The organism is Pedobacter suwonensis (assembly GCF_044762335.1).
In the GTDB taxonomy this organism is placed as follows: domain Bacteria; phylum Bacteroidota; class Bacteroidia; order Sphingobacteriales; family Sphingobacteriaceae; genus Pedobacter.
This window is the reverse complement of record NZ_JBIWEB010000001.1, coordinates 755,425-768,534: the sequence shown is the minus strand read 5'-3', so window position 1 is coordinate 768,534 and position 13,110 is coordinate 755,425. Positions and strand designations below refer to the sequence as shown.

Annotated in this window: 9 protein-coding genes; 5 read left to right on the top strand and 4 right to left on the bottom strand. The window is 39.9% G+C overall.

The genetic code is table 11. The features are described from left to right. Positions 1 to 11 precede the first annotated feature (11 nt). From ACIQXP_RS03260 to ACIQXP_RS03240, 5 genes are all read left to right on the top strand, one after another. Positions 12 to 2,132 (top strand): bifunctional aldolase/short-chain dehydrogenase, encoded by a 2,121-nt coding sequence (locus ACIQXP_RS03260; RefSeq protein WP_293741775.1) that lies wholly within the window; start codon positions 12 to 14, stop codon positions 2,130 to 2,132. Between the two features lie 203 nt (positions 2,133 to 2,335). Beyond that, positions 2,336 to 3,616, top strand: a complete 1,281-nt coding sequence (locus ACIQXP_RS03255) for a sugar isomerase (RefSeq protein WP_293741774.1) — start codon at positions 2,336 to 2,338, stop codon at positions 3,614 to 3,616. 12 nt (positions 3,617 to 3,628) lie between these two features. Next, complete coding sequence (locus tag ACIQXP_RS03250; RefSeq protein ID WP_293741773.1) at positions 3,629 to 5,014, top strand: FGGY-family carbohydrate kinase; 1,386 nt, start codon at positions 3,629 to 3,631, stop codon at positions 5,012 to 5,014. Positions 5,015 to 5,056: 42 nt separating this feature from the next. After that, positions 5,057 to 6,088: a GntR family transcriptional regulator gene (locus ACIQXP_RS03245; RefSeq protein WP_387504063.1), complete on the top strand. Its 1,032-nt coding sequence runs from the start codon at positions 5,057 to 5,059 to the stop codon at positions 6,086 to 6,088. Between the two features lie 221 nt (positions 6,089 to 6,309). Continuing rightward, positions 6,310 to 9,696, top strand: a complete 3,387-nt coding sequence (locus ACIQXP_RS03240; protein ID WP_387504064.1) for a DEAD/DEAH box helicase — start codon at positions 6,310 to 6,312, stop codon at positions 9,694 to 9,696. 122 nt (positions 9,697 to 9,818) lie between these two features. Here ACIQXP_RS03240 and ACIQXP_RS03235 read toward each other — a convergent pair whose 3' ends face one another. From ACIQXP_RS03235 to ACIQXP_RS03220, 4 genes are all read right to left on the bottom strand, one after another. Continuing rightward, complete coding sequence (locus ACIQXP_RS03235) at positions 9,819 to 10,637, bottom strand: NAD(P)-binding domain-containing protein (protein ID WP_387504065.1); 819 nt, start codon at positions 10,635 to 10,637, stop codon at positions 9,819 to 9,821. A 47-nt stretch (positions 10,638 to 10,684) separates the two neighbouring features. Beyond that, the gene (locus ACIQXP_RS03230) at positions 10,685 to 11,617 is read right to left on the bottom strand and encodes an NAD-dependent epimerase/dehydratase family protein (RefSeq protein WP_387504066.1); all 933 of its coding nucleotides are present in this window, start codon (positions 11,615 to 11,617) and stop codon (positions 10,685 to 10,687) included. 130 nt (positions 11,618 to 11,747) lie between these two features. Further along, the gene (locus ACIQXP_RS03225; protein WP_293741768.1) at positions 11,748 to 12,347 is read right to left on the bottom strand and encodes a Crp/Fnr family transcriptional regulator; all 600 of its coding nucleotides are present in this window, start codon (positions 12,345 to 12,347) and stop codon (positions 11,748 to 11,750) included. A gap of 44 nt (positions 12,348 to 12,391) precedes the next feature. Further along, a complete protein-coding gene (locus tag ACIQXP_RS03220; RefSeq protein ID WP_293741767.1) occupies positions 12,392 to 12,973 on the bottom strand; it encodes a thymidine kinase in 582 nt (193 codons plus the stop codon). Positions 12,974 to 13,110: the final 137 nt, after the last annotated feature.

The window sequence follows — 13,110 nt, the reverse complement described above, 5'->3', positions numbered from 1 at the left end:
AAAATATAAGAATGTCAATCAATACGAAAAGTTATAAACACGTAAGTTATCTGTGGGATGAAGAGGAAGCCGAGAAACTGGCTGGCGATGAAGTTGCCCTCTTGATATATCGCTCTAATTTATTGGGCGCAGATTTACGTCTAACCAACTATGGTGGCGGGAATACCTCATGTAAGCTATTGGAAAAGGATCCACTTACCGGTTTAGAAACAGAAGTAATGTGGGTTAAAGGTTCGGGAGGAGATTTAGGTACCTTAAAGAAAAACGGGCTTGCAGCATTATATGTTGATCGTTTACGTAGCCTGAAAAATATTTACCGTGGTGTAGAATATGAAGATGAAATGGTTGAACTATTTAACCACTGCATTTTCGATTTGAGTTCTAAAGCACCATCAATAGATACACCTTTGCATGGTTTTCTGCCATTTGCGCACATTGATCACCTGCATCCCGATGCGGCCATTGCTATTGCTGCTGCTAAAGATGGTAAACGCATTACTCAGGAATTGTTTAATGGTACGATTGGCTGGATAGAGTGGAAAAAACCGGGTTTTGAACTGGGCTTGCAGTTAAAGCAGTGTTTAGACGAGAATCCAGGTATCCGTGGTATTATGCTGGGATCGCATGGTTTGTTTACCTGGGGTGATACGGCTTACGAAAGTTACCTGAATACCCTGGAAGTAATCGAAATCTGTTCAGAATACCTCCATCAGAATTATGGCAAAAAAGGGCCTGTTTTCGGTGGACAGAAAATAGAAAGTGCCGAAGCCGGTAAACGAAAAAAACAAGCGGCTGCAATAGCACCTGTACTAAGGGGGCTGTGCTCTTCAAAACAGTACATGGTTGGTCATTTTACTGATGATACCCGTGTTTTAGAATTCATCAATTCTAATGATTTGGATCGTTTGGCACCAATGGGTACAAGCTGTCCTGATCACTTTTTACGTACTAAAATAAGTCCCCTGGTTTTAGATTTAGCCAGCGATGCCGATTTATCAGATATTAAGGCATTGAAAGTTAGCTTGACACCTACTTTTGAAGCTTACAGGGCGATGTACACTGATTATTATGAAACCTGTAAGCATCCAAACAGTCCGGCTATTCGCGATACCAACCCGGTGGTAATTTTATATCCGGGTATTGGGATGTTTACTTTCTCGAAGGATAAACAAACGGCGAGGGTTGCGGCAGAATTTTACATCAATGCCATAAACGTGATGAAAGGGGCTGAGGCCGTTTCAGCATACACTTCTTTGCCGCGCCAGGAAGCTTTTAATATCGAATACTGGCTGTTGGAAGAGGCAAAATTACAGCGTATGCCCAAACCTAAACCGCTTACCGGTAAAATTGCACTAATTACAGGTAGCGCCGGAGGTATTGGTAAAGCGATTGCTAAAAAGTTTGTGGCAGAAGGTGGCGTAGTGATTTTAAATGATATGAATGCCGAGCGTCTGGAAGAAGCAGGTAGGGAATTTGCGGGCTTATATGGTAAAGATTCGTACAGTACTGTTATTTTAAATGTAACCAGTGAAGCAGCTATTAAAAATGCATTTGATGCCGCTGCACTGGCATTTGGGGGGGTAGATATTGTGGTAAATAACGCAGGATTATCCATTTCTAAAACCATTGCCGATCACACTGAAAAAGATTGGGATTTATTATATGATGTTTTGGTAAAAGGTCAGTTTTTTGTAACCCAGGCTGCAACAAATACGATGCAAAAGCAGGATATTGGTGGTGATATCATTAATATTGTAAGTAAGAATGCTTTGGTAAGTGGACCAAATAATGCAGGTTATGGCAGTGCAAAAGCTGCACAGTTACATTTAAGCAGATTAAACGCGGCTGAACTAGGTGCCGATAATATCCGCGTAAATGTGGTTAACCCTGATGCCGTGATTAGCGATAGCAATATATGGGCTGGTGGCTGGGCCGAAGGCCGTGCAAAAGCTTACGGCGTTACGGTTGAAGAACTGCCGGCTTATTATGCAAAACGTACCTTGTTGAACCAGATTATATTACCAGATGATATTGCCAATGCCTGTTTCGCTTTTGTAGGTGGTTTGTTGCAAAAATCAACCGGAAATGTTTTAAATGTTGATGGCGGTGTGGCCATGGCATTTGTGCGGTAATATTTAATTGCCAGGTCTGTGTCCCTATAAACCTAAACTTAATAGATATTGTGATCTGTGAGGACACAGACCACGTCGGTAGAGACTATCGGTTGGTGTCTCACCCGATCGAAAAAGAAGTAATCCCTTTGTAAAAACGGGGATGAGCGAGAATGGCGATTGCATCGTCCCAAATAATTAACCTGATAAAACCAGATACCCTCATGAATATTGAGCAGAACCAAATAGAAAAACATAACGATTCTCTTTTAACGGCGCATCAACGCAAATTTGCTTTTTTAAAAGAAGAATGGGAGCATGCTGATCTCGAAAGCGTAATCCAAAAACTGGTCGATTTTCAGATTGCCATTCCAAGCTGGGCATTAGGTACAGGCGGAACACGCTTCGGCCGTTTTGCCATTGCCGGTGGTGAGCCGCGTAATATCGAAGAAAAAATTGAAGATGTGGGGCTGCTACATGCGCTAAATGGTTCAAGTGGCGCTATTTCACTTCATATTCCTTGGGATATTCCCCAAAATGCAGAACAATTAAGGCAACTGGCTTCGGGTTATGGCCTTAAGTTCGATGCCATGAATTCGAATACCTTTCAAGATCAGCCCGGTTCAGCACATAGTTACAAATTTGGTTCACTGCAAAATGTAAATAAAGATGTCCGTAAGCAGGCCATTGAACACAATATTGAAGTAATTAAGCACGGTATTGCGCTGGGTTCTGAAGCATTAACCGTATGGCTTGCAGATGGATCTTGTTTCCCTGGTCAGCTTAATTTTCGCAGGGCTTTTGAGAATACATTAGAGAGCCTGCAAGAAATTTATTCAGCTTTGCCTGAGGATTGGAAAATGTTTGTAGAGTACAAGGCTTTTGAGCCTAACTTTTATTCAACAACAGTTGGTGATTGGGGTCAATCGTTATTATATGCCAGCAAGCTGGGTAAAAAAGCTTACACACTGGTTGATTTGGGTCACCATTTGCCTAATGCCAACATTGAGCAGATTGTTGCTTTATTGTTGATGGAAGGAAAATTAGGTGGTTTCCATTTCAACGATTCTAAATATGGTGATGATGACCTGACTGCCGGGAGCATTAAACCTTACCAGTTGTTCTTGATTTTTAACGAACTGGTAGAAGGTATGGATGCAAAAGGCATGAACCATGCAAGAGATCTGGGATGGATGATCGATGCTTCACACAATGTGAAAGATCCATTAGAAGATTTATTGCAATCAGTTGAAGCCATTATGATTGCCTATGCACAAGCGCTATTGGTTGATAGAAAAGCATTAAGCGAAGCACAGCAAAATAACGATGTAGCCAAAGCACAGGAAATTTTGCAAAATACTTTCCGTAGCGATTTAAGGGCATTAGTGGCCGAAGCCAGGTTAAGAGCAGGTGCAGCTTTATCGCCAATCGATTTATACCGTTACTTGAATGTACGCAATACTTTGGTGAATCACCGTGGTAAAACTACTGCTACCGGTTTATAAAAAGAGATAGAAATGCCTAAATCTGTTATTGCGATATTTGACGTTGGGAAAACGAATAAAAAACTCTTTCTGATCGATGAAAATTACCAGATCGTTTACGAGCGTTCTGCACGTTTTGTAGAAACTGTTGATGAAGATGGAGAACCATGCGAGAATCTCGAGAGCCTGCGTTCTTCTGTTTATGATTCCTTGCATCAGGTTTTACAGTTAAAAGAGTTTGATGTTAGGGCTGTTAATTTTTCTACCTATGGGGCCAGTTTTGTGTATCTTGATGAAAATGGTGAACCGTTGACCCCACTTTATAACTACTTAAAATCGTACCCCGAAGCACTTAAAGATTCTTTCTATGTGAAATATGGAGGTGAAGAGAAGGTTTCGTTGGAAACCGCTTCGCCAGTTTTAGGTAGCTTAAATTCCGGTATGCAATTGTACCGATTGAAAAATGAAAAGCCCGAAATATTTAACAGAGTGAAGTGGGCTTTACACCTGCCTCAGTATTTAAGTTATTTGATTACAGGCAAGGCTGTAGCCGATATTACCAGCATTGGTTGCCATACCCAGCTTTGGGATTTCAATAAAAACCGATACCACGAGTGGATTTCTGCGGAAGAGATTGATAGTAAGTTCGGGACCTTTGCGCCTGCCGATTCGAGCCTGAAAACTGATTTTGAAGGAAAAAGTATTGAGGTTGGAGTAGGCCTGCACGACAGTTCTGCAGCATTGATCCCTTATCTGGCCAATTTTAACGCGCCATTTGTACTTATCTCAACCGGTACCTGGTGCATCAGTTTAAACCCTTTTAACCAGGAACCTTTAACTGCCGAAGAGCTTAAACAGGATTGCCTGTGTTACATGCACTTTAAAGGTAAGGCAATTAAGGCCTCGCGAATTTTTGCTGGTTACGAGCATGAGGTTCAGCTTAAGCGCATTGCAGGGCATTTCGATCGTGCGGCTTACTTGTTCAAACATTTGAAGTTTAATCCTGCCGTTATTTTGAGACTGGCCAATAAAATTGCTGAAAACTCAGTCGAACAGCAAGGGTTTTCGGCAAATTCCGCGTTTCCGGCTCGTGATCTCAGCCTCTTCCAAACTGCAGAGGAAGCCTATCACCAACTGATTTTCGACCTCATCAAACAGCAGGTTTATTCGTTAAAACTTGTTTTAAATGCTGGTGTGAAAAGAGTTTTTGTCGATGGCGGCTTCGGTAAAAATGCCATATATATGCATCTTCTGGCTATCGCTATCCCCGAAATTGAGGTTTATGCCTCTTCCGTTTCTCAAGCTACGGCAATAGGTACAGCTTTAGCAATAAATGATGCATGGAACAAAAATCCTGCTCCAACGGATATGATCCAGTTAAAATATTATTCGGCGATACAGCGTACGACACATGTTTAGGAATTTACTTATCTTAGAATTTGCAATATCCATACCGCCATTTTGAAGCCAGAAGATTTAATCCCATACCTTAATGTTGACGAATATTCGTCTACCCCAAAATATAAGCAATTAACCAATGCCATTTTTGCGGCCATTGAAAGTGGTAAATTGCTTAAAAATAGTTTGTTGCCCTCTATAAATGAATTGAGTTTTAGCCTGGAAATATCAAGAGATACTGCTGAAAAAGGCTACCGTAACCTGAAGAAACTTGGCGTAGTAGATTCTGTACCTGGCAAGGGTTATTTTATTGTCAATACCGATTTTTCCCGTAAATTAAAGGTTTGTCTGCTTTTTAATAAACTCAGCACACACAAAAAGATTATTTACGATTCTTTTACCAAAACCCTGGGTGAGCGTGCTGCCGTTGATTTTTATATCTACAACAATGATTTTGCGCTGTTTAAAAAAATGATCGTGGCCAAACGTGATGATTATTCACACTTCGTAATCATTCCGCATTTTTTGGAAGGCGGAGAAAATGCGCATGAAATTATCAATACCATACCAAAAGAAAAACTCATTATCCTTGATAAACTGCTACCTGGTATAACGGGCGATTATGCTGCGGCCTATGAAAATTTCGCTCTGGATATTTATGCCGCTTTAGAACAGGCTTTAGACCGCCTTTCGCATTACCGAACCTTGAAAATTATTTTTCCAAAAAACAGTTATTTCCCGCACGAAATACTCACCGGTTTTTACCGGTTTTGCCAGCAGTATGCTTTTGATCATAAGGTAATTCATAACATCAAAGACGAGGAAATTAGTCCAGGTGATGTATACATTAACCTAATGGAAGATGATCTGGTGACACTGATTGAACGCTTAATTGCACAGAAACTCAGAATCGGGAAAGATGTTGGGGTAATTTCCTATAATGAAACACCTTTAAAGAAGATCATACTGGATGGTATTACCACCATTTCGACCGATTTTAGCGAGCTCGGTGTTCAGGCTGCTGAGTTTGTATTAAGCGGTAAGACTGAAAAAGTAGAGGTTCCTTTCTATCTGAACCTACGCAAATCGTTGTAGCGAATACCAATCGACCATTTCGAGCATAATCAGGAATCTGTTAAATATGTTTTATAGATGCCCATTCCGCATTGCTACATCATTAGTAATCGGATCAAGGTGACGGTGCCAATACTTAACTTCAACAATATTAAATCTTTGATTGTGAATAAAAAGCTAAAAAGTGATTTTAGCTAAAGCTTGTTAATGATTACTTTTATCACCTTAGCTTTTGGTTTTAAATGAGTGAACAGGTAACAGCACATCCGGTAGCAGAACAAAATCCTTATGACTATATTTTAAAGGATTTCAATCTGAAAGATCTGAGCCAGATTGTGATCCTTAAACATTTAAGTGGAATAGTCCATACCGATGTTAAAGGATTTTATCAGGTTCATCCGGAACAGATTGAGATTGATTTTGCCGCCTTTAGTGATGAGGCTTCTGGACAACCTTTTCCGATTGTCCAGGTTCAGCAAAATGAAAATACTGTAAAACTCTCCTGCAGATGTACTACACCTAAGCATAAGCTCTGTGAGCACCAGGCGAGGGTTTTGTATAACATCCTTCAAAGGCAGGAGCTGCTCATTTTTTTCGACAGTAACCTGCGGCAACAAAAGCTTGCCAAAATTGCAATCGATTACGGACTAGAAAAAGAAGCGAATCTTGATCTCCTGTTCAATCTCCGTTATGAAAACTGTCAGGTTGCCATCAGGCCCAAAATGGACTCACTTCAGCCTTTCAACAAAGAAGTTCAGCAAAATCTACAGGAACTTTTATTGCCTGCAAGTAAATACAAGGCAAAAGTCCCAATCAAAAGCGATTCCGACAAAATGATTCTGGTTTTTGGTCAGCATCGCTATTATAATAATTTAATTGTAGAATTATTTGAAGCCAACACCACCAAAAGTGGTAAGGTCAAAAATCCTCTTAAAGGAATTAATCCGGCCGATTTGCTGTTCAAAACCAGCGATCTTGACCAGTTAAAGTTTTATAGTGGCATAACCACTTTTCAGCAGCATTATAATCAAGAACAAAGCGAGGTAGAAATTGAAGCTTTGAAATCGATTGTTAAAAATCCACTAAAGATTCCTTTTTATCTACAGAATGGTAAGCAGTCCGGGACGATTCAGGCCAATACCATCAGCGCAGTTGAGGCATATTTGCTAGAAGTGGATTTACATCTTTCGGTGAACCAACGTGATGATTATTACGAAATTACGGGCAGGTTAATTATTGAGGGAAAATCTTACGAGTTGGATAGCCTGGTATTGGTTCATCAGTATTTTGTAAAACTACACCATCAACTTTATTTAATTGGCAGACTAGATTTTTTGCGGGTAATCGGTTTTTTCAAAAAACAGAGTAACAGGCTTATCCTGCACAAAACAAAATATCTGGAGTTTCAAAAAATTATTCTGGTGCCTTTAGAAGGAAGTATCCGCGTGGATTATTCTTATTTAAAGCCCGCCACCAAAAATCAGATTGAAGAAAAAGGTTTTGATCTCGAAAACGAACAATTGATTTACCTTTCAGAATCTGAAGATTATATTCTCCTTACACCGGTAATGCGTTATGGAAACCTGGAAATTCCAGTACTCTCTAAAAAGCAGATTCAGGCACAGGATAAATTAGGCAATCTCTTTACCTTGCAACGTGATGAAGCGGCCGAGCTGCAGTTTATTGGGAACGTTTTGAAGCAGCATCCATATTTCTACGAGCAGGAAACCAATGATTCTTTTTATCTGCACCGCAAACGTTTTATGGAAGAAACCTGGTTCCTTAACGCTTTTGAAGAATGGAGGAATAAAGGTATTCATATTTTAGGGTTCAATCAACTCAAAAACAATAAACTGAGTGAATTTAAGGCTAAAATTAATATTGAGGTGTTAAGCGGAACAGATTGGTTCGAAACCAAAGTAAAAGTGAAGTTTGGCAAAAAACAGGTGGCACTTAAATACCTCCATAAATCGATCAGAAACAAAAGTAAGTTTGTAACACTTGATGACGGAACCCAAGGCATACTGCCACATGAATGGATAGAGAAATTTGCAGCTTATTTCAGCGCTGGTGAAGTAACGGAAGATGCCATTCTCACACCAAAAATTAAGTTTGCTTCAATAAATGAGCTTTACGAGGATGCCCTGTTGGATGGGGAAGTTAAAAATGAATTAATACTGTATAAGCAGAAATTTGAAGGAAGCAATTCCATCCAGGAGGTTGAGGTGCCAAAAGGTTTAACCGCAAGCTTACGTCATTACCAGAAAGATGGTTTAAACTGGCTCAACTTTTTAGATGACTTTAACTTTGGTGCCTGTTTGGCCGATGATATGGGATTGGGTAAAACCATTCAGGTTTTGGCTTTCATTTTATCACAGCGTGAAAAAGTTAAACACAATACCAATCTGGTGGTCGTACCCGCCTCTCTGATATTTAATTGGAAAGCAGAAGTAAAGAAGTTTGCACCATCAATAAAAGTGAAAATCATTTATGCTGGCGAAAGGACGAAAACCACGGAGACTTTTGATGATTATGAAATTATTTTAACCTCATACGGAACTTTGCTTTCTGATATCCGTTTCCTAAAGGATTATCGCTTTAATTATATCTTTTTGGATGAATCGCAACTGATTAAGAACCCGGATTCGCAGCGTTATAAAGCGGTTAGGATGTTGCAATCCCGTAATAAAGTGGTAATGACGGGAACGCCGATCGAGAATAATACCTTTGATTTATACGGGCAATTGTCATTTGCCTGCCCGGGTTTGTTTGGAAGTAAACAACAGTTTGCCGATTTATATTCTACCCCGATCGATCAGTTTAAAGATAGTAAAAGAGCAGAGGAACTCCAGAAAAAAATAAGGCCGTTTATTCTACGCAGAACGAAAGAACAGGTTGCGAAAGAGCTTCCGGATAAAACTGAAATTGTGCTGTATTGCGAAATGGGTGAAGAGCAGCGCGAAGTATATGAAGCCAATAAAAAGGAAATCCAGGATTACATTTTGGGTAAACAGGAAGATGAACTGCCTAAAAGTTCGATGCATGTATTGAAAAGCATCACCACCTTAAGGCAGATCTGCAATTCGGCAGCTTTACTGGCCGATGGAAAATCTTATGTGCAGGCTTCCTCAAAAATTGATGTGCTGATGGAGCAGATCGAAAGTAAGGCCGGAAGACATAAAATTCTTGTTTTTTCTCAGTTTGTAACCATGCTCGATCTGATTAAAAAGCAATTGGAAGATAAAGGAATCAGGTATGAATACCTTACCGGACAAACGCGAAAAAGAGCTGAAGCAGTTAGCTCTTTTCAGGAGAATGAAGACATTCCGGTTTTTCTGATCAGTTTAAAAGCCGGTGGTACCGGGCTAAATCTAACTGAAGCCGATTATGTTTATCTGGTTGACCCATGGTGGAACCCTGCAGTAGAAAACCAAGCTATCGATAGAGCATACCGGATAGGCCAGCATAAAAATGTTATGGCCGTCCGTTTAATCTGTCCTGATACTATTGAAGAAAAGATTATGAAACTTCAGGCGACTAAAAAGGATTTGGTTAAGAATCTGATCCAAACGGAGGGTAGTTTCTTTAAAAATTTAACTAAGAAAGAGCTTTTGGGCCTGTTGAGTTAATCATGGGATTCGTCATTGCGAGAAGGCCATTTCGGCCGACGAAGCAATCTTTACAGAGCATAGATCGCTAGCAGGACAGATTGCTTCGTCGTTCCTCCTCGCAATGACGTATAAACGTATTTTCAAATCCAAATTTCAAATTCATACCCCAAAAATTCAGGCACATTCAAACTCTCTACAATCTTCCAGTTTTTCTTTTCGGAAATAAATTCAGGGATAGCTAAGCCCGATGTTTTGGCCGCCTCCACATAGAAATCCATTTTTGCAGGATGGTTTGGAGAGCAGGCATTGTATGTTTGTCCGAATGCCTGTTTTTCCAAAAGTTTTACCGCAATGCCTGCAGCATCTGCCTGATGAATGAGGTTTACCGGAGCCAAACCATTCGGAACGTTGGTTTTTCCGGCAAAAAATCTACCTGGGTTACGGTCTGGGCCAATCAAACCCGCAAAGCGGATGATCGTGTGATTTTCCGGAAATTGTTCTTTAAATAACATTTCGGCAGCTAAAACAACCTTTCCTGAATCCGTATCCGGAATGGTTTCGCTGTTTTCATTTACTATTTTATTGTCATCAGCATAAACACTCGTTGAACTGATCAATACCACATGTTTTGATTTTTTTTCAGCTGCGGCCAGAATAGAATTGATCTTATTTGGATAGTCAAGTAGTTCAGCAGAGTTGCGCTTAGGCGGAATACAGATAAACAGCACATCAGCTTCAAAAAAAGTAGCATTGGCAACAACCGATTCTGCCGTAAAATTAACGATAAAGGGTTTTATCTGCTCCGCTTGAAGGATAGGTAGTTTATCCTGACTGGTGGTAGAACCTTTAACCGTATAATTTAATCCGATCAGTTTTTTGGCTAAAGCCAAGCCAAACCAACCGCAGCCCAAAATCGATACGGTTTTAATATTGCTACCCTTTATAATATCTTGAATCATTTGCGCTAAAGATAGGCAGTTAGCGTTATAATTAGCACCTACTTGCATTAATTCTGTTTCTTATACATCGTTTTTGATAGTTTTAAAATTCCATCATAATAAGGAGTAGGCTTAAAGTTGAACGCCTTTTCAAATCTGCTCGAATCAAAATGATAGTCATGTTTATACTGGTAGTACATTTCTACGGTACCGGCAACTACGCTTTTAAATAAACCGACCAGGCGTAGCATCAGTTTATTAATCCTTAGGTATTGAGGTTTGGTTTCATAAATCTTGGCAGCCATTTCTATAAAAGCTTTTCCTTTCATAGGAGCGGCAGTGGGCAGGTGCCAGATCTGATTGCCCGAATCGGGAGTTTGTCCCAACAGGAATAAAGCTTTTGCTGCATCTTCAATATAGGTAAAACTGTGTAGGGTATCTGGGTTTCCGATCCATTGCGCTTTTTCTTTTTTGGCAAACTTATCAAGTACCATCATATCGAAAAAGCTGTTCATGGAATCTGCTCCATAAAAATCTGCAGCACGGGCAATGGTGACGTTTATTTCTCCCATTCTAGCTGCGCTCATTAATTGTTCAGCTAACTTTGCCCTCACTTCTCCTTTTAAACTGCTTGGACGGTAAGGCGTATCTTCTGTCATAGGGCCATTTACCAGGCCATACATATAAACATTATCAAAAAAAATTAACCTTGCTCCGGTGTGTTTAGTTAAGTTAATTACATTTTTAATAATAACCGGCCATTGTTGTTGCCATATTTTAATGTCGTAAACCAGACCAGCACAGAGGTAGATTACCTTCGAACCTTCGGCTGCTGCGAGAAGTTCAGTTTCATTTAATAAATCAGCCTTAACCCAGCTTACTTTTGGGTTGTTTGTGGCTACTGGTTTTCGGCTAACTAATCTAATGGTTTCGTTAGCATGGATTAATTCTTTAGTAAGTGCGTTTGCTATTGGTCCGCCGGCGCCAAGTATCGTATGCATATCTTTGCTTTTTGATTGGTTCAAAGTTATGCGACATGGAACGATGAAAACGTTAACAAAAGATAAGGATTTTGGATTATTCAGCAATGAGAACTTCTATAGCTCATTTGCTAAAAAGTTGTACACGCTTTTATTGCAAAAGTGTTCTTTTACGGATACGGGAAAGTGAGACAGGCGTGATGCCTAAAAAGTTGGCAATAAAATGCTGTGGGATGCGCTGGAAGATGTCTTTCGCCGTTTTTTCGAGTATAATGTAACGCTCTTCAGGTGTTTGCGTAATAAAGGCGGTTACGCGGTCTTCGTAACAGCAGATGTAATATTCAGCAATTAAACGACCAAAACGCTCCATTTTTAAAGCCAATAGCGGGTGATTTAACATTTGCTGAAGATTTTGATAGGAGATCATGACCAATGCTGTTTCTTCAAGTGCCTGAATATAGTTGGTATTGTGCGTGCGTTTCAGGAAACTTTTATAAGCACTCATCCACTCATTTTCAAAGCTAAAATATCCGGTTATTTCCTGCCCATCTTTAATATGGTAGTAACGAACGGCGCCACGGGTAATAAAGCACATGTAGTCGCATACTTTTCCTTCAACTGCAAAATGTTCTTTTTTGCTTAAGCTGGAAAAACTAAGGTACTGAGTAAAAACTTCCCATTCTGTATCGTTAAACGTTACAAATTGGGCAATACCATTTCTAAATGCTTTCAGTTGAGCTTGTTTATCCATATCGGTAATTAACTGGCTTAAAGATACAGATTAATCAATTATGGCTAACCTTTGTCCAGATTATAACAGGCCCTGCAGCGTGGCTCGTAACTTTCCTTTTCGCCCAATAAAACTGTAGCTTCATCAGCAACTGTGCGGTAACTATATAGTGCAGGGTTACCACAGCAAACACAAACCGCGTTTACTTTGGTTACATGTTCGGCAATGGCCATTAAAGCTGGCATAGGACCAAAAGGCTTGCCTGTAAAATCCATATCTAAGCCAGCAACGATAACACGTATGCCTTTAAGGGCCAGTTTGTTGCACACCTCAGGCAATTCATCATCAAAAAACTGTGCTTCATCTATACCCACCACCTGGGTATTGGTGCCCAATAGTAGAATAGCAGAGGCACTATCTACAGGTGTAGAGTTGATCGAATTTAAATCGTGCGAAACCACAGCTGTTTCATGATAGCGGGTATCGGTACGGGGTTTAAAAATTTCGACATTGAGTTTAGCAATCTGTGCCCGCTTTAGCCTCCTGATCAGTTCTTCCGTTTTACCAGAAAACATAGAGCCACATACTACTTCTACACTTCCTGAAAATTCGCCCCTTCTCCTAAAATTTTGTTCGCTAAATAACATGCTGCTTTTTATTTCCCTTAGTCCGATCTATAATTTTAAACCGAACAAATATGAGAATTATGCATGATTTTTGGCTACTTAGTTACCAACATGATTGGTTAAAATTTTAATTGTTTCCGCAATAAAGATCTGAAATT

What these genes read in the sequence shown, in the direction of transcription:
- ACIQXP_RS03260 (WP_293741775.1), top strand. Translation starts at nt 12, where the DNA reads ATGTCAATCAATACGAAAAGTTATAAACACGTAAGTTATCTGTGGGAT.
- ACIQXP_RS03255 (WP_293741774.1), top strand. Translation starts at nt 2,336, where the DNA reads ATGAATATTGAGCAGAACCAAATAGAAAAACATAACGATTCTCTTTTA.
- ACIQXP_RS03250 (WP_293741773.1), top strand. Translation starts at nt 3,629, where the DNA reads ATGCCTAAATCTGTTATTGCGATATTTGACGTTGGGAAAACGAATAAA.
- ACIQXP_RS03240 (WP_387504064.1), top strand. Translation starts at nt 6,310, where the DNA reads ATGAGTGAACAGGTAACAGCACATCCGGTAGCAGAACAAAATCCTTAT.
- ACIQXP_RS03235 (WP_387504065.1), bottom strand. Translation starts at nt 10,637, where the DNA reads ATGATTCAAGATATTATAAAGGGTAGCAATATTAAAACCGTATCGATT.
- ACIQXP_RS03230 (WP_387504066.1), bottom strand. Translation starts at nt 11,617, where the DNA reads ATGCATACGATACTTGGCGCCGGCGGACCAATAGCAAACGCACTTACT.
- ACIQXP_RS03225 (WP_293741768.1), bottom strand. Translation starts at nt 12,347, where the DNA reads ATGGATAAACAAGCTCAACTGAAAGCATTTAGAAATGGTATTGCCCAA.
- ACIQXP_RS03220 (WP_293741767.1), bottom strand. Translation starts at nt 12,973, where the DNA reads ATGTTATTTAGCGAACAAAATTTTAGGAGAAGGGGCGAATTTTCAGGA.